Origin of the sequence: Rhizobium sp. NZLR1 (assembly GCF_017357385.1) — a bacterium.
GTDB lineage: Bacteria > Pseudomonadota > Alphaproteobacteria > Rhizobiales > Rhizobiaceae > Rhizobium.
Window position 1 is genome coordinate 486790 of the sequence record NZ_CP071632.1, and the last position, 15770, is coordinate 502559.

A 15770-nucleotide genomic window follows, 5' to 3' on the forward strand; every position below is an offset into this window, starting at 1 on the left:
ATCGACATCAGCCAAACGGGCTAACGGCCAGGATCGTGTCGGAACGTCTGCGGCCGGGCGTCGGGGTCGCGTGCAATGCTCGCTCCGAGCACGTGCGCAGCAGCGCCGGATCGTCGATCACATGTGCCGGGACTGCGTAGTAGCGGCGAACCGTCACCTCCCTGCCAGCAGCGCTGTAGCGGAACGGTTCTGAGCCATCTGCCTCGAACTCCGCGCGCATCGCGGCGTCGACGCGGAGATACAACGTGCCCTTCATGACGAATCCGAACTGCGCGCCGTTTCGGACGAGGGCGGATCCGCCGAAGAACCGCCGGACATCGATGGAGCCGGCTGGACCGATCTGGCTCGCAAAATCCAGCGCCAGCCTGCGTGTCGCCTCGCTACCCATGGTGCTGTCCTGCGAGAGGATCGAAGAAGCCGGTGATCGCGCCGAGCCGGCCATCAGAAATCACCCCGAAGCTCGTGCCCGTCTGCAGAACACGCTCGTCTTTGTGGCTCAGTGCCCAGCGTGCCAGCGAACGTTCATTGTGATGGAGGACGCTCAATATTTTGAACCGGCCACCCGGTACGCTCTCCTGAAAGCCGGCCATGTAAGCCGTGAGACCGGCTCGCCCGGCGATCTCTCCATTGGGGTCGCAATAGGTCACATCGTCAGCGAGGCAAGCCAGCATTTCCGGCTCGCGAGCGTCAGCATCCAGCGACCAGATGGCCGCATATCGGTTCCATAGTGCCTCAGGTGTCATAACAGTGTCTCCAGTTGATTGAATTCGTCTTCTATCGCCTGCCGCAGGCCGGCCTTGTCTTCGCCGCCGCGAATGAGCACGAGCAGACCTTGATAGAAGGCAAGAAGACGGATGGCCGTCGTGGCTGCCCTGGCTCCGTCCGCGTCTCGAGCCAAGGTCGACTGCTCGGTCAGCCTCGAGCGGAATGTGGTTCGAAGGAGACCGAGCGCTGTCTCGACACGCGGATGCGATTTGACGCCGCCTCCGAATTCCACCGCCATGTTCGTGATCAGGCAGCCAAGGGAGCCGCCGTCGGGCTCATGCAGGAGCGAGAGGAACAGTTCACGCAAGCCTTTAACCCCGCTCCCCGGCGGCGCAAACCGCGCGATCCGTCCCTCCAGGACCGTGCGGTTGTAATGGCCGAAGGCCGCGTCGAAGAGGCCGGCCTTGTCGCCGAAGGCGTGATAGATGCTTCCGCCTTTGAGGCCCGTCGCCTCCTCGAGGTCGCGGATCGACGCACCTTGATAGCCGTGCTTGCGAAAGATTTGCATCGCCCCCTTCAGCACTGCCTCCTCGTCGAATTCCCGTGCTCTGCCCACAATCACCTCGATTCTTTATCAACCGTTCTAGAATGACTGATCAAGAATGAAGGCGCAAGAGCCTCCCGTGACAATCCGCGAGAAAATTCCGCTTGACAACTTTGATGATGAATATCATTGATGATCTATGATGACGATTGTCATTAAAAATTTGAGTGACTGCAGCTGGCTGCCTTCTGCGCGAAAGTTGGTGGTCGATACGGAAGGGCAAGGACAATGGCGATGATGGCGGCGAAAGCGAGCGATGCGGCGCAAGGCCCCCGCACCTGGGCTGACCCGCTGCCGCATCCAACCACGCCGATTTCGTGCCGAAGGCTTTGTCCTTCCTTGGCGCCTGACGCCTCAACAGACTTCGAATTGGAGAAAGCCTCATGAAGGCATTCGTCGTTGATAAGTACAAAAAGAAGGGCGCTTTGCGCCTGGCCAACCTGCCGGAACCTGAATTGCAGGACAATGATGTCCTTGTCCGGATTCAGGCCACGGCCGTGAACCTGCTGGACTCCAAGCTGCGGGACGGAGAGTTCAAGCCTATTCTTCCCTATCGTCCGCCATTCGTCCTGGGGCACGACGTTGCCGGCACGGTTGTCAGGACGGGACCGAGGGTCAGGCGGTTCAAGGTCGGTGACGAGGTCTATGCACGGCCGCGCGATCATCGGGTCGGTACATTCGCCGAATTCATTGCCATCGATGAAGCCGATGTGGCGCTGAAACCAAACAATCTCAGCATGACCGAAGCAGCGTCCATTCCCCTGGTGGGGCTGACCGCGTGGCAGGCGCTGGTCGAGGTTGGCAAGGTGAAGCCCGGCCAGAAAGTCTTCATTCAGGCCGGTTCCGGCGGTGTCGGGACTTTCGCCATCCAACTCGCCAAGCATCTTGGCGCGACGGTGGCGACGACGACCAGCGCTGGGAATGCCGAGCTCGCCAAAAGTCTCGGGGCGGATGTGGTCATCGACTACAAGACGCAGGATTTCGAGAAGGTCTTGTCGGGCTACGATCTCGTGCTGAACAGTCAGGATCCGAAGACGCTCGAAAAATCTCTGGCTGTACTGAAGCCGGGTGGCCGGCTCATCTCCATTTCCGGCCCGCCCGATCCCGCATTCGCCAGGGAACTCGGCCTGAACCTGTTCCTGAAACTGGTGCTGCGCCTGCTGAGCCGAGGCGTTCGGAAAAAGGCCAAGCGCCTCGGCATAGGGTATTCATTCCTGTTCATGCGCGCTGAGGGGCAGCAGTTGGGTGAGATTGCGCGCCTGATCGAACAAGGCGTGATCCGACCGGTCGTTGACAAGGTGTTCCCGTTTGAAAAGACCGGCGATGCACTGGCCTATGTCGAGACCGGGCGCGCAAAGGGCAAGGTGGTCATCACGGTCGCAGACTGAGGTCGACCTGACGGCGTGGCGTGCGTTGCGAGACGAACGCCAGAAATAGTTTCCAACTCTGAAAGTGACAAATGACCAGCAGCGCACTCTTTGAGCCCGCCGTACTCGGCTCTCTCACACTATCCAACCGCATCGTCATGGCGCCATTGACGCGCAACAGAGCGGGCGCCGGGTTTGTGCCGGGCGATCTTATTGCTGAGTATTATGCGCAACGGGCCTCGGCAGGCCTGATCATCTCGGAGGCGACCCAGATTTCGCAACAAGGGCAGGGCTATCAGGACACGCCCGGCATCTACACGCAGGCGCAGGTCGACGGCTGGCGCAAGGTGACCGACGCGGTGCATGCCAGGGGCGGCCACATCGTTCTGCAGCTCTGGCATGTCGGTCGGGTATCGCATGTCGACCTGCAGCCGGATGGGCAGCCCCCAGTGGCGCCTTCCGCCATCAGGGCCGAAACCAAGACGTTTGTGAACAACACCTTCGTCGACGTGTCGGCACCTCGGGCGCTCGAATTGCATGAGATCTCCGGCATTATCGAGGATTTCCGTCGCGCCGCCGCCAATGCCATTGCCGCCGGCTTCGATGGCGTCGAAGTTCACAGCGCCAACGGTTACCTGCTCGACCAGTTCGCCAGGGACGGCGCCAACACCCGCACCGACGCCTATGGCGGGTCGATCGAAAACCGGGCCCGGCTGACGCTCGAGGTGACGGCCGCGGTCATCGAGGAAGTTGGAGCGGCGCGAACCGGAGTTCGGATTTCACCGGTGTCGCCGGCCAATGGATTATCCGCAACCGATCCGCAGGCGCAGTTCGGTTACATCGTCGAGAAGCTCGACGAGATGGGCATCGCCTACCTCCATGTCGTCGAAGGCGCGACGGGCGGGCCGCGCGATGTTGCACCCTTCGATTACGAGGCGCTTCGCCGCAAGTTCGGGAATACCTACATCGCCAATAACGGCTACGATCTGAACCTCGCGACGGCCAGGCTGGAGCAAGGGCTGGCGGACCTGTTTGCCTTCGGCAGGCCGTTCATCGCCAATCCGGATTTTGTCGAACGCCTGAAGGTTGGTGCATCGCTGGCCAATCTCGATATGGCGACGCTCTACGGCGGAGGCGCGGCGGGCTATACCGACTATCCTGAAATGGCCGCACCGGTCGGCGCCTGACGGCATGGGGCCGCTTGTATGCGGCCCTACAGCATGATGCCGAAAAGTGTGAGCGGTTTTAGAACAGGATTCAGATTTTAGGCCGATCCGGCCTAAAATCATCCTGTTCTAACGTTCCCGCATCCGATTTTCGATGGCGTCGCGGCAATCCGCTCGGCAGGCGTCGAGTAGTTCGTCCGCCAGCGGGGAATCGTCCGGGCAGGCCCTCGACAGCACGATTGCTCCGACGGCCTGAGCGAGGATGGTGATGGCTTGCGCCCGGTCCCCGGCGCCGGAAGCGTGATGTCGTGCAATGCCGTCCTCGATCGCGCGCACGAGGTTATCTATTCCTGCAGCAAAGACGGCCTTCGTTTCTTCAGGTTGCCGAGCCGCATCGCAGCTCAGCGCCGCGGCCGTGCACCCCTGGCCGCGCCCATCCCGGTGTTCACGCGCGAGATAAAGTTCCATGACGGCGAGCACGTCATGACCGGCATAGCGCTTCAAGGTCTCGCTCAAACCATTCTCGGTCGACTCCGCGATCAAGTCCTCCTTGGAGCGGAAGTGATTGTAGAAGCCGCCATGGGTGAGCCCCGCACGCTCCATCAACTCCGCCACCCCCACGCCATCGAACCCGCGCTCGCGAAACAGCTCCGACGCGGTGGCGATAATCCGTTCGTAATTTTGCTGCTTCTTTTCCTTGGTGATCCGCACTTTACAGTCCTTTCGACCGCCATACCCGAATTATGATGTCATATATCATTATAACTTGACTTATTGATGATGTATATCATTGATAATTGCGGCCGGCACAGGCTCGTACCTCATGGCAGACACGCATCTCATCGCACCGGCCCGTTTCGCCGCCGCCAGAAGACGTGCCGATCACGCTCTACGATCTGACCCCGACCGAGACGCGCGTCGTCCTCAATTGCCGCGGCGACTGGTTGAATTTCTGGCGGAAAGCGGTTGCGAAATGTGCCGCATCGGAAAAGCCGGTCTCGAAGGCGATCTGCGTCATCGAGAGCGTGCTGTTTTCCACCAGAAAGCGGGCGTAACGCAGGCGGGTCTCGATGATGAACCGCTTCGGCGTCATGCCGATGCCTTGCTGGAACAGGCGCCCGAACTGACGCGGCGACAGGCCGATCATGCTGGCTGCCTGCTCGGGTGATACGTCACGGCCCTTGCGACTCTCGATCAAAACGACCGCGCGCTGAATTCGGGAATCCTCGACATGACGAAAGCTGGAAACCCGACCGTGGTCGAAAGCGCTCAAGCCCTTGTGCTCGGTCAGCGACAGCTGGTGAACTGCCTTGGCCGCCCGGTCAGGCCCGCAATGGGTGCCAATGAGTTCTGTCATCAGTGACAGGATCGAGACGCCGCCGGGAACGGTGATGCGGCCGTTCTCGATCAGGAAGTCGTCGCGCGTCGAGAATGCCTGGCGCGGAAATGCGATCTTGAAATCCTCGGCATGGAAGGGATGAACGGAGGCTTTACGCCCGGTCAGCAGACCTTCTTGGGCGAGTACGAAGACGCCGGTGCAGACGCCGATCACCGGGACGCCGGCGGATGCGGCGACCCGCAGGTAGTCGCGGTGCTTGCTGGGTGCTGCGCGTAGATGCGGCAGGAGTCCGCCGATGACGGCGATATAGTCGAAGTCCGTCGGGTTGATATAGGGCGCATCGGGCTGCACGCGGATGCCGCAACTCGCCACCGCGGCGTGGCCCGGCGCTCCCATGATCGACCAGCGGCAATGCAGGGGCCGGGAGTTGTCGGCGAAATCGGCGGCATGCCGCAAGGGCTCGACGATCCCGGTCAGCGACATCATCGGGAAGCTCGGCCAGAGCAGAATGCCGATGGAGAGATCGGCCTTGCGGTCTCGGGCGGCCAAAAGCCGTTCGGCCCACAAGCCATCGAGCCAGCGGACATAGTCCGGCTCGCTGGCACGTGCATCTGAAAGGGTGGCGTCTGCGTCCATGCCCGGCCGACCTTAGATCAGCCGTGTCGCTATTTCAAAGAAAATGTCCGATTTCTAAAATTCAACGCCGCCTTTCGGTGGCAAGCTCTCTCTCGTCGAACTCGACATCCGGGGACAAGACCCACGGACCGGGGAACTAAAAACAAATCAAGGATCAGAACAATGGCACTTTCTCTTTCGAGAAGGGTGGTGATGTGCGCGCTGCTGGCAGGCAGCTTCATGGCATGGGCACCGCTCGCAAACGCATTCGAACTTGCCGAGCAGGGCAAGCTGACGGTCGCATTTACCGGCGACATGCCGGGCTCCGGCTGGCAGGACGGCAAGCTGATCGGTTATGACGGCGAGATTATGCAGCGCATCGCCGACAAGCTCGGCCTCAAGATACAACCGGCCCTCATGGAATGGTCGGGTACGATCGCCTCCGTTCAGTCCGGTCGCGTCGACGTGATGCTCGGCACGATGGGCTGGACCGAGAAGCGTACGAAGATCATGACGTTGTCTGAGCCGATCCATTATTTCAAGAACGGCATCATGCAATCGAACAAGACGAACTGGGACAAGCTTTCCGACCTGGAAGGCAAGAAGGTCGGCACGATCACCGGCTTCTCCTTTGTCCCGGAACTGAAGACGATCAAGGGCCTTGAGCTCTCACTCTACGACACCTCCGACGCCGCCGTGCGCGATCTTATTGCCGGGCGTATCGATGCCGTCATCGGCGACCCGCCGGTGGTTTCCTACGCCATCAAGCAGAACCCGGATTGGAACATGCACTTCCTCGCCTTCACAGACAACAGCGCGGATTTCCCGCTGCTTACCGGGCTCGGTCAGGTCGTCTACGGTCTCAACCAGAAGAACGACGATCTGCGCCAGAAGATGGACGCGATCATCGCCGATATGTGGAAGAGCTGTGAGATGAAGGACATCGGCGCACGCTACGGATTGTCCGCCGATGTCTGGTTTAAGCCGGTGGGTGCAAACTTCCGTGCCGGCGTCGACCGCCCCGGCGATTACAAGCTTCCGTCCTGCGCAGCCGGCGGCTGACCGGGCTGACGGATGAAGGCTGCGGCAAGCGGCTTTCATCCGTCCTCTTCGCCAAGACACAACAGCATAAGGAAACGGCGATGAATGCGCTTTTGAGCGTTGCGGGCCTGCGCAAGAGTTATGGCCCTGTCGAAGTCCTGAGGGGAATCGATTTTACCGTCGCAGCCGGTGAGAAGATTGCCCTGATCGGCCCCTCGGGCTCCGGGAAATCTACCTGTCTGCGCTGCGTGAATTTTCTGGAGAAACCGAGTGCTGGTGAGATCAGCCTCGATGGCGAGCGGATCGGCGTTCGCAACGGCCAGGTGATGAGAGACCGGCAGCTTGCGCCACAGCGCGCCGAGATGGGCATGGTCTTCCAGCTCTTCAATCTCTGGCCGCATCTCTCGGTGACGGAAAACGTTGCGATCGCGGCGCGCAAGGTCCGCGGTCTGACTGCCGTCGAGGCGCGCGAATTGGCCTTGGAGATGTTGGCGAAAGTGCACATGACGCACCGCGCCGATGCTTCACCGCTGGAGCTGTCCGGCGGGCAGCAGCAGCGTGTGGCCATCGCGCGGGCGCTCGCCCAGAAGCCGAAGCTCATGCTTTTCGACGAACCGACCTCAGCCCTTGATCCCGAACTGGTCCATGAAGTTCTGAAAGTGATGGAAGAGCTCGCGGCCGAAGGACGCACGATGCTGATCGTCACGCACGAGATTGCCTTTGCCCGCGACATCGCCGACCGGGTGCTGTTCCTCGACGGCGGAAAGATCGTCGAAGCCGGACCGGCGCGCCAGGTCATTACCGCTCCGCGCGAGGCACGCACGCAAGCGTTTCTCAACAAGATCCGGCACTAGGCGCCATGAGCGGATTCTCGCTATTCTTCTCCGTCGTCCAGGGGCTCGCCGCCGGGCTTGAGGTAACGGTCTTGGTTACGGTGGCCTCGCTGGCTTTTGCAACCGGCATCGGCTTCCTTCTCGCCCTCGTCAGGCAATTCACAGCGATCAGGTTCGTCAATATGGCGATCGACGCCTATTGCGAAATCCTCTGCAACGTACCGGCCCTGACGCATCTGTTCATCCTCTACTTCGGGCTTGCCAGCATTGGCGTGAGGCTGACGTCGATTGCCGCCGCCATTCTGGGCCTCGGGCTTATCGGCGCAGCCACTACCTCAGCGATCTTCCGCGCCGGTTTCGCCGCTTTGCCAAAAGGGCAGGCGGAGGCGTCGCTTGCTGCAGGGTTGACACCGCTCCAGACGATTTTCGAAATTCTGACGCCGCAGGCCATGCGGATCGCCCTGCCGGCGCTCGGGAATTACGCGGTGCAGCTCCTCAAGGACACCTCCGTCGTCTCGGCCATCGCGGCGCCTGAAATCATGTTCTTCGCCCGCTCCATGGTCACGTCGTCCTTCCAGACAACGATGATCTACGCGACGGCGGCGGCACTCTATCTGTTGCTGAGCCTGCCATTGATGCAGGCGACGCGATTCCTTGAAAGACGTTACGGGAGACTGAAAGGATGAGCGGGTTCTTCGCACCCTACCGCGACTATGGTGGCGAATGGCTGCCCTTGTTGTTGCGGGCAATGATGAATACGGCAGTGCTTTCCGTGTGCGCCTTTGCTCTGGCGCTCGTGCTCGGTTTGCTGCTTTCGCTGTGCCAGAGATCAAGTTTCGCGGCGCTACGGCATTTCGCGGCACTTTATGTGACGGTCGCGCGCGGCGTGCCGCTGCTCGCGGTGCTGTTTCTGCTTTACTTCGGCCTGCCGGGCATTGGGATCGTCTTCGATGCCTTCGGCGCGGCGATCGCAGGTTTGGCGTTGTGTTTTGCGGCTCAGATCGCCGAACTCTTCCGGGCCGGACTGAAGGCGATCCCGGCGGGGCAGAGCGAGGCGGCCCTGGCCGTCGGTCTCACGCAGGTTCAGAGCTTCCGGCTGATCATCCTCCCCCAGGTCGTCCGCGTCATCCTGGCCCCGATGATCGTCACCTTCGTCGCGCTTCTCAAGGATTCCTCGCTCGCATCGCTGATCACCGTCAACGAGCTGGTTCTGACCGGCCGGGCGATGGCGACCGAGTATTTTCTGCCGCTGCAGATCTATGTGGCGGTTGGCCTCTGCTACTTCGCGATCGCCTGGCCGTTTTCGGTCTTCTCCCGCCGGCTTGCCGTGCCCACCCGCTAATTCATCACAAGGCTCAGATCATGACCACCGATATGACCGTTGCCGCGGTCACCGCGTTTCGTTCCGCCGCGCCGGCACGCAAGGCCCGCCCCCTCATTCTTATAACGCCCGATCTCGGCGAGACGCCGCAAAAGCCGACCGAGTGCGAATATGTGGTGCGGTCGAACTATGCCGAGGCAATCACCAGCGCCGGCGGGGTCCCGATGATCCTGCCCTATGACGCCGAAAACATCGATGCGGCGCTGGCGCTCGCCGATGGTGTCGTTCTGACCGGCTCCCGTCCGGGTGCTGAAGTGGCTGATCGGCGCCGCGACTTCGAGCGTCAGCTGGTGGCCAAGGCCCTGACGACAGGCAAACCGCTCCTCGGTATCTGCCATGGCATGCAGTTGATCGGCGAGTGCCTTGGCGGAGAGTTCCTGAGCGAGCTTCCGGCCGCCGGCATTTCGCACATCCCGCAGGACCTGCCCGATGAACTGGCGCACGAGATCATCGTCGAGCCGGACAGCCTGCTTGCCGGCTGGGTCGGGACAGGACCGACCCGGGTCAACAGCCTGCATCGCCATGCGCTGTCCGGTCACGGGCGCTTTCGCGTCATCGCGCGGGCACCCGATGGGATCATCGAGGCATTCGAGGGCGAGACGGAGGCATTTTGCCTGGGTGTCCAGTGGCATCCGGAATACCGCCTGACGGTCCTCGATCTGGAAATCCTCAAGGCTTTCGTCGCGCGCAGTGCCGAAGCCGGGGAAAGGAGAAGGGCGGAGCCCGGCATGAGCGGAAGCGATGCTGTGCGCAGGCGCCTTGCCGCCTTCGGCCTGGCCTTGCCGGAAGCCGCAATGCCGCCCGGGGCTTTCGCCGGCGCTGTTCGAACCGGCAATATCGTCACCGTGTCCGGTCAGGTGCCGGTGACCGATGGAGCCGTTCGGCGGACCGGTCGGCTCGGGACGGATGTCTCGATCGAGGAGGGCCGCGAATGCGCACGGATCTGCCTTCTCAACGTGCTTGCTCAGCTTGAGCGCGCCAGCGGTGGGTTCGACAAGGTGCGCGGCTTCGTGCGGCTTGCGGGCTATGTTGCCGCGACTGACGATTTTACCCGCCACGGCGCGGTCGTCGACGGCGCGTCCGAGCTGCTGCGCGATCTCTTTCCGGATCGGTGGGAGCATGCCCGCATTGCGATCGGCGTGTCATCTCTTCCGCGGGGCGTTCCGGTCGAAATCGAGCTGACCGCGCTTGTGGGAAACGAGGTGTGACATGGCGCGCATCGCGGTCATCGGCGCAGGCGTCATCGGCGTTTCCTCCGCCTACCTTTTGGCCAAGGCAGGGCACGATGTGACGCTTATCGATGCAGCAGCCGAACCCGGCAGCGGCGCCAGCGCCGGCAACGCCGCGCAGCTCTCCTGGGCCTATGGCGATGCGATGGCATCTCCCGGACTGCTCAGGCATCTGCCGGCCATCGCCCTCGGCCGCGATCCCGCGTTCCGGATTCGCTGGCAGCTGGACCCGGATTTTCTTCTCTGGGGGCTGCGCTTCCTCGCCAACGCACCATTTCCGCGATGGTGGAGCAATACGCAGGCCATTCTGGAACTCGCCGGAGAGTCCCGCCGCGAGCTCGCATTCCTGCTGGCGGAAACCGGTCTTTCCTTCGACTACCGGCTTGCGGGAAAGCTGCATCTCTATCCGGATCAGCGCAGCTTTGCCGCGGCCCGATCGGCCGTCTCGCGCAAGAATGCACTCGGATTCGAGCAGCACATGCTGTCGCGCGCAGAAGCCCGGGAAATCGAGCCTGCCCTTGCCGGCTACCAAGGCGAAATCGCCGGTGCGGTCTACACGCCGGGTGATGCGCTCGGCGATGCAGCCGGCTTTTGCCGTCAGCTGACACACCATATTGCACAGCATTACCGGGTTTCGCTCCTCTTCGGCCGGAAAGTGGCGGGTTTCTCGCGCGAGGCGGACAGACTTGCAGCCGTGAGGTTCGACGACCGGGAGGAACTCACGGTCGATGCCGCCGTCGTCGCTGCGGGGGCTCAGGTCCGTTTGCTTGCCACAGAGCTGCCGGAGGTCCGCCCGGTGCGTCCGGTGAGAGGCTATTCGCTGACCGTGCCGCGGACCGGCGCCGCACCCGCCATCAGCCTCACCGACGTCAAACGCAAGCTGGCTTTCGCATCGATCGGGGATCGTTTCCGCGTCGCCGGTCTTGCCGATATCGACCGCCCAGGCGCGGGCTTCGACCCAGCGCGTTTCGAAGCGCTGCGTAGCGCAGCGGCCGGTGTCCTGCCGGATCTCTTCAATAGCGGCGTCGTTCTGATGCGCTGGTCAGGCGAGCGGCCGATGACCCCGTCATCCCGCCCGATCATCGGGCCCTCCGAGCGTCTGAAAGGTGTTTACATCAACACCGGCCACGGGATGCTCGGCTGGACCTTAGCATTGGGCTCGGCCCGAAAAATGGTGGACCTGATCGGTATGCAGACGAGATGACGGCTAGACCATAGCTAATAAACGAACGGATCTACCGCCGCCTGCGCGCCCGGCTCCTTCGGATAGATCACCCCCTTGCGCAGGATGATGTTGGCATAGAGCCTGGGCTCGCTTGTCTGGATCACCGCATGGGCGGCCTTCACCCGGACGTAGAAATCCGGGCCGATCAGCGGCATCACCTGGCGGTGCGGCTCGTGGTGGGCGCAGCAGTCGATCATCTCCTCATGCACCGGATCGAGCTTGTCGCGCTCGGTCTTGACGGTCGAGCGGAAGATTGCCTCGGGCACAAAATCATCGATCGGCAGCACGCTGAGCACGGCGTTGAGAACGGGCACGAGATGGTGGCCGTCGAGCCGGATCAGCCGGCGCGCATGTTCGACGCCTGGGTAATTACCGTCGACGATGGCGATCTCGTCGCCGTGACCCATGGCCCGAAGCGTAAAAAGCAGCTCCGGGCTCAACAGCGGATCAAGTCCTTTCAGCATGGTCTACCTCCTTGAAAAGTACGTTCTGGTCGGTGAGGTAACGCGCAAAGATCGGCAGGCTGGCGCCGCCGATGGCGCGCGCCTGGGCGCCGACCGCGCCCTCGAGGATTTCGGGCATGACGACGCCCTGCAGGTCGAGCTTGGCGGCTTCGTCGATCGTCGCCTGCACCACGCGGCTGCGCACCCAATGGGGAAAACCGCCGTCGATCACAGCCGCGCTGAAATCGACGATCGAGGCGGCCGCGACGATCGCCTGCGCCAGCGCCTTGGCGCTATCCTGGATCCAGGCTTCCATCGGCTCGCCGAAATCCACCCAGTCGTCGGCCGAATACCACAGCGGCTCGGGATCGATGCCGCGCTCGCGCAGCATGTTTTCGAGCACGAAGATCGAGGCGATTTCGAGCAGCTGCATCGTCTCGCCGTTCTTGCCGCGCACCGGCAGTGGCCCGATTGCGCCTGCCGTCCCGGTGCGGCCGGAAAAGATCGCCGAATTCAAGACGATGCCGCCGCCGATGAAGGAGCCGATGAAGAAATAGACGAAATCCGGATAGGACGGCCCGACGCCGAAGACCAGTTCGGCGCCGCAGGCGCTGGTCGCATCGTTCTGCATGAAGACCGGATGAGAGACGCGCGCGGCGATGTCGGCCTGCAGGTCGACCTCGCGCCAGACCTCCATGGCGCCGGCCGGCGCGCCGACCTCTTCGGCCCAATTCCAGAGCTCGAAGGGTGCGGCGATGCCGAGGCCGGCAATGCGGCCGCGCTGTTTTTCGTCGAGCCGGTCTTCGAGCTCCTGGATGCCCGAGGTGACGAAGGCGAGGATTTCATCCGGCAGCGGGTAGGCATAGGTCCGGTGCAGCTGCATGCGGATGCGGCCGACGAAATCCATCAGCACCAGATCGGCGCTGCGCCGGCCCATCTTCAGGCCGAAGGAATAGACGGCGTCGGCATTGAGATGCATCGGGATCGACGGCTGGCCGACCCGGCCGCGCACCGGCGCCCCGCGCGACAGCAGCCCTTCCTTTTCCAGGACCCGCATGATGACGGAGACGGTCTGCGCCGACAGCCCGCTGCGGCGCGCGATATCGGCCTTCGACAGCGCGCCGTAAAGACGCACCAGCGACAGCACGAGCCGTTCATTATAGGCCCGTACCCTGACCTGGTTCGCACCGCCGGCCGGATTCAGAATAGGTGGCGGGACCGGTGTGTGTTCCGGTCCATCCAAGGACGACATGACCGCTCCTCCCGATCGTTGGCCCTACTGCATAATTCCTTAAGTCGGGATCGATTTAAGGACAAAATTATGCAGCACTTCAAAGTGCTACAGCGTCCTTTGCGCGTCGAAGACGCGCGGCGCTGTATGCCTGATTTCCACGGAGCATGCCATATCGAATTAATAATTCAATTGGATTTATTTATTGACAAGCCAATTTCTTTTCGCTTTTAATTGCCGTCGTCAAGGGCACGGGACGGCTTTGGAAGCTTAACAATCCACGGCAAAGTGTCATATCGTAAAATTCCGGCCCGCAGGGGCGGCGCCGGCAAACTCTGGGAGGAGTTCCATGAAGAAATCTGTTCTCGCTTTCGGCGCGCTCGCGCTTGGTGTCACCTTTTCCGCTCCTGTCATGGCGGCGGACGTTGCCGCCTGCCTGATCACCAAGACCGACACCAACCCCTTCTTCGTCAAGATGAAGGAAGGTGCTACGGCCAAGGCCAAGGAACTCGGCGTTTCGCTGAAGTCCTATGCCGGCAAGATCGATGGTGACAGCGAAAGCCAGGTGGCAGCGATCGAAAGCTGCATCGCCGACGGCGCCAAGGGCATCCTGATTGCCGCTTCCGACACCAAGGGCATCGTCTCTTCGGTCAAGAAGGCGCGTGAAGCCGGCCTGCTGGTCATCGCTCTCGACACGCCGCTCGAGCCGGCCGATGCCGCCGACGCCACCTTCGCCACCGACAACCTGCTCGCCGGCAAGCTGATCGGCCAGTGGGCCAAGGAAACCATGGGCGACAAGGCCAAGGACGCCAAGGTCGGCTTCCTCGACCTGACCCCGTCGCAGCCGACGGTCGACGTTCTGCGCGACCAGGGCTTCATGATGGGCTTCGGCATCGATCCGAAGGACCCGAACAAGATCGGCGACGAAGACGACAAGCGCATCGTCGGTCATGACGTGACCAACGGCAATGAAGAAGGCGGCCGCAAGGCCATGGAAAACCTTCTGCAGAAGGATCCGAGCATCAACGTCATCCACACGATCAACGAGCCGGCTGCTGTCGGCGCCTACCAGGCGCTGAAGGCCGTCGGCATGGAAAAGAACGTGCTGATCGTCTCAGTTGACGGCGGTTGCCCAGGCGTCAAGTCGGTCAAGGAAGGCGTCATCGGCGCCACCTCGCAGCAATATCCGCTGATGATGGCAGCCCTTGGCGTCGAGGCGATCAAGAAGTTCGCCGACAGCGGTGAAAAGCCGAAGCCGACCGAAGGCAAATCCTTCTTCGACACCGGCGTTTCGCTCGTCACCGACAAGCCGGTCTCCGGCGTCAAGTCGATCGACACCAAAGTAGGCACGGACAAGTGCTGGGGCTGAGCCAAATCTCTTGAAAGCAGAACGGCCGGGGCTTGATCCCCGGCCGTTTTCGACGGACGATGTACCGTCGCCTCACGAACCGGCTAAGCAAAGACCGGAAGGATATCGGTGACGGCCCCCGTGCGAATTCGGCGCGCGGATGCGGAGGAGGAACCATGACCGGAACACAGGAATTCGAACGTGTCCTCGACGGCAGCGACAAGAGCGTCGCCTCCTTCGAGCATCAGGATGTCTCGCTGATCAAGCGTGCCCAGCATTTTCTGCACTCGACGCCGGCCGCCGTGCCGCTGATCGTGCTGGTGCTGGCGATCATCATCTTCGGGATCGCCATCGGCGGACGGTTCTTCTCGTCCTACACGCTGACGCTGATCCTGCAGCAGATCGCCATCGTCGGTATTCTCGGCGCCGCCCAGACGCTGGTCATCCTGACTGCCGGCATCGATCTTTCGATCGGCGTCATCATGGTGATCTCGGCGGTTATCATGGGCAATGTCGCCATCGCCTACGGCATACCGACGCCGATCGCGGTCGCAGCCGGCCTCCTCGTCGGCGGCCTTTGCGGATTGCTGAACGGCTTTCTCGTCGCCTACATGAAACTGCCGCCGTTCATCGTAACGCTCGGCACCTGGAATATCGTCATGGCGACGAATTTCATCTATTCCGCCAACGAGACGATCCGCGACACCGACGTCGATGAACAGGCGCCGCTGCTGCATCTTTTCGCCATGAGCTTCAAAGCCGGCACCGCCGTGCTCACACTCGGCGTCATCGCCATGGTGCTGCTCGTCCTCTTGCTCTGGTATGTGCTCAATCACACCGCTTGGGGCCGGCATGTCTATGCAGTCGGCGACGATCCGGAGGCGGCCAAGCTCTCCGGCATCCAGACCAAGAAGGTGCTGCTCACCGTCTATACCATATCGGGCGTCATCGCCGCCTTCGCCGCCTGGGTCTCGATCGGCCGCAACGGCTCGATCTCGCCATCCTCGGCGGTGACCGATTTTAACCTGCAGGCGATCACCGCGACGGTGATCGGCGGCATCTCGCTGTTCGGCGGCCGCGGCTCCATTCTCGGCACGCTGTTCGGTGCGATGATCGTCGGCGTCGTCTCGATGGGCCTCAACATGCTCGGCGCCGACCCGCAATGGAAAGTCCTTTTGACCGGCGTGCTGATCATTGCCGCCGTCGCCATCGACCAGTGGATCAGAAAGGTTTCGGTGTAATC

The 15770-nt window shown here is 62.0% G+C and carries 17 protein-coding genes; 10 read left to right on the plus strand and 7 right to left on the minus strand.

Going from position 1 to position 15770, the window contains the following annotated elements:
* Positions 1-7: 7 nt before the first annotated feature.
* Genes J3O30_RS02455 through J3O30_RS02465 form a run of 3 tightly spaced genes read right to left on the minus strand, consistent with a single transcriptional unit; the run spans position 8 to position 1321 of the window.
* The gene (locus J3O30_RS02455; RefSeq protein WP_207582721.1) at positions 8-388 is read right to left on the minus strand and encodes a TfoX/Sxy family protein; all 381 of its coding nucleotides are present in this window, start codon (positions 386-388) and stop codon (positions 8-10) included.
* Entirely contained in the window at positions 381-743 is a 363-nt protein-coding gene (locus tag J3O30_RS02460) for a nuclear transport factor 2 family protein (protein WP_207582722.1), read from the minus strand. Before J3O30_RS02460 ends, J3O30_RS02455 begins: the two co-directional genes overlap by 8 nt.
* Entirely contained in the window at positions 740-1321 is a 582-nt protein-coding gene (locus J3O30_RS02465) for a TetR/AcrR family transcriptional regulator (RefSeq protein WP_207582723.1), read from the minus strand. The genes J3O30_RS02460 and J3O30_RS02465 overlap by 4 nt, the downstream gene beginning before the upstream one ends.
* A 371-nt stretch (positions 1322-1692) precedes the next feature.
* On the opposite strand from J3O30_RS02465, the gene J3O30_RS02470 reads away from it, so the two are divergent.
* Positions 1693-2697, plus strand: a complete 1005-nt coding sequence (locus J3O30_RS02470) for an NADP-dependent oxidoreductase (RefSeq protein WP_207582724.1) — start codon at positions 1693-1695, stop codon at positions 2695-2697.
* A 71-nt stretch (positions 2698-2768) separates the two neighbouring features.
* Complete coding sequence (locus tag J3O30_RS02475; protein ID WP_207582725.1) at positions 2769-3863, plus strand: alkene reductase; 1095 nt, start codon at positions 2769-2771, stop codon at positions 3861-3863.
* Between the two features lie 108 nt (positions 3864-3971).
* Here J3O30_RS02475 and J3O30_RS02480 read toward each other — a convergent pair whose 3' ends face one another.
* Complete coding sequence (locus tag J3O30_RS02480) at positions 3972-4553, minus strand: TetR/AcrR family transcriptional regulator (protein ID WP_207582726.1); 582 nt, start codon at positions 4551-4553, stop codon at positions 3972-3974.
* Positions 4554-4731: 178 nt separating this feature from the next.
* Positions 4732-5817, minus strand: a complete 1086-nt coding sequence (locus J3O30_RS02485; RefSeq protein WP_207582727.1) for a helix-turn-helix domain-containing protein — start codon at positions 5815-5817, stop codon at positions 4732-4734.
* Positions 5818-5979: 162 nt separating this feature from the next.
* On the opposite strand from J3O30_RS02485, the gene J3O30_RS02490 reads away from it, so the two are divergent.
* The 6 genes from J3O30_RS02490 to J3O30_RS02515 all read left to right on the plus strand — a co-directional run bounded on the left by J3O30_RS02490 (position 5980) and on the right by J3O30_RS02515 (position 11484).
* Positions 5980-6858, plus strand: a complete 879-nt coding sequence (locus J3O30_RS02490; protein ID WP_207582728.1) for an ABC transporter substrate-binding protein — start codon at positions 5980-5982, stop codon at positions 6856-6858.
* An 80-nt stretch (positions 6859-6938) separates the two neighbouring features.
* The gene (locus J3O30_RS02495) at positions 6939-7691 is read left to right on the plus strand and encodes an amino acid ABC transporter ATP-binding protein (protein WP_207582729.1); all 753 of its coding nucleotides are present in this window, start codon (positions 6939-6941) and stop codon (positions 7689-7691) included.
* Positions 7692-7696: 5 nt separating this feature from the next.
* Positions 7697-8356: an amino acid ABC transporter permease gene (locus J3O30_RS02500; RefSeq protein ID WP_207582730.1), complete on the plus strand. Its 660-nt coding sequence runs from the start codon at positions 7697-7699 to the stop codon at positions 8354-8356.
* The gene (locus tag J3O30_RS02505) at positions 8353-9012 is read left to right on the plus strand and encodes an amino acid ABC transporter permease (protein ID WP_207582731.1); all 660 of its coding nucleotides are present in this window, start codon (positions 8353-8355) and stop codon (positions 9010-9012) included. The genes J3O30_RS02500 and J3O30_RS02505 overlap by 4 nt, the downstream gene beginning before the upstream one ends.
* Before the next feature lie 20 nt (positions 9013-9032).
* On the plus strand, positions 9033-10259 hold the full coding sequence (locus J3O30_RS02510) for an Atu1372/SO_1960 family protein (RefSeq protein WP_207582732.1): 1227 nt from the start codon (positions 9033-9035) through the stop codon (positions 10257-10259).
* 1 nt (position 10260) lies between these two features.
* Entirely contained in the window at positions 10261-11484 is a 1224-nt protein-coding gene (locus J3O30_RS02515; RefSeq protein ID WP_207582733.1) for an FAD-dependent oxidoreductase, read from the plus strand.
* Between the two features lie 14 nt (positions 11485-11498).
* Here J3O30_RS02515 and J3O30_RS02520 read toward each other — a convergent pair whose 3' ends face one another.
* Both J3O30_RS02520 and J3O30_RS02525 read right to left on the minus strand, forming a co-directional pair.
* Entirely contained in the window at positions 11499-11969 is a 471-nt protein-coding gene (locus J3O30_RS02520; protein WP_207582734.1) for an RbsD/FucU domain-containing protein, read from the minus strand.
* Positions 11953-13200, minus strand: a complete 1248-nt coding sequence (locus J3O30_RS02525) for an ROK family transcriptional regulator (RefSeq protein ID WP_207582735.1) — start codon at positions 13198-13200, stop codon at positions 11953-11955. Before J3O30_RS02525 ends, J3O30_RS02520 begins: the two co-directional genes overlap by 17 nt.
* A 328-nt stretch (positions 13201-13528) precedes the next feature.
* On the opposite strand from J3O30_RS02525, the gene J3O30_RS02530 reads away from it, so the two are divergent.
* Together J3O30_RS02530 and J3O30_RS02535 are read left to right on the plus strand one after the other, a co-directional pair.
* Positions 13529-14548, plus strand: coding sequence for a sugar ABC transporter substrate-binding protein (locus tag J3O30_RS02530; RefSeq protein ID WP_207582736.1), 1020 nt, complete (start codon positions 13529-13531; stop codon positions 14546-14548).
* Positions 14549-14703: 155 nt separating this feature from the next.
* Positions 14704-15768 (plus strand): ABC transporter permease, encoded by a 1065-nt coding sequence (locus J3O30_RS02535; RefSeq protein WP_207582737.1) that lies wholly within the window; start codon positions 14704-14706, stop codon positions 15766-15768.
* Positions 15769-15770: the final 2 nt, after the last annotated feature.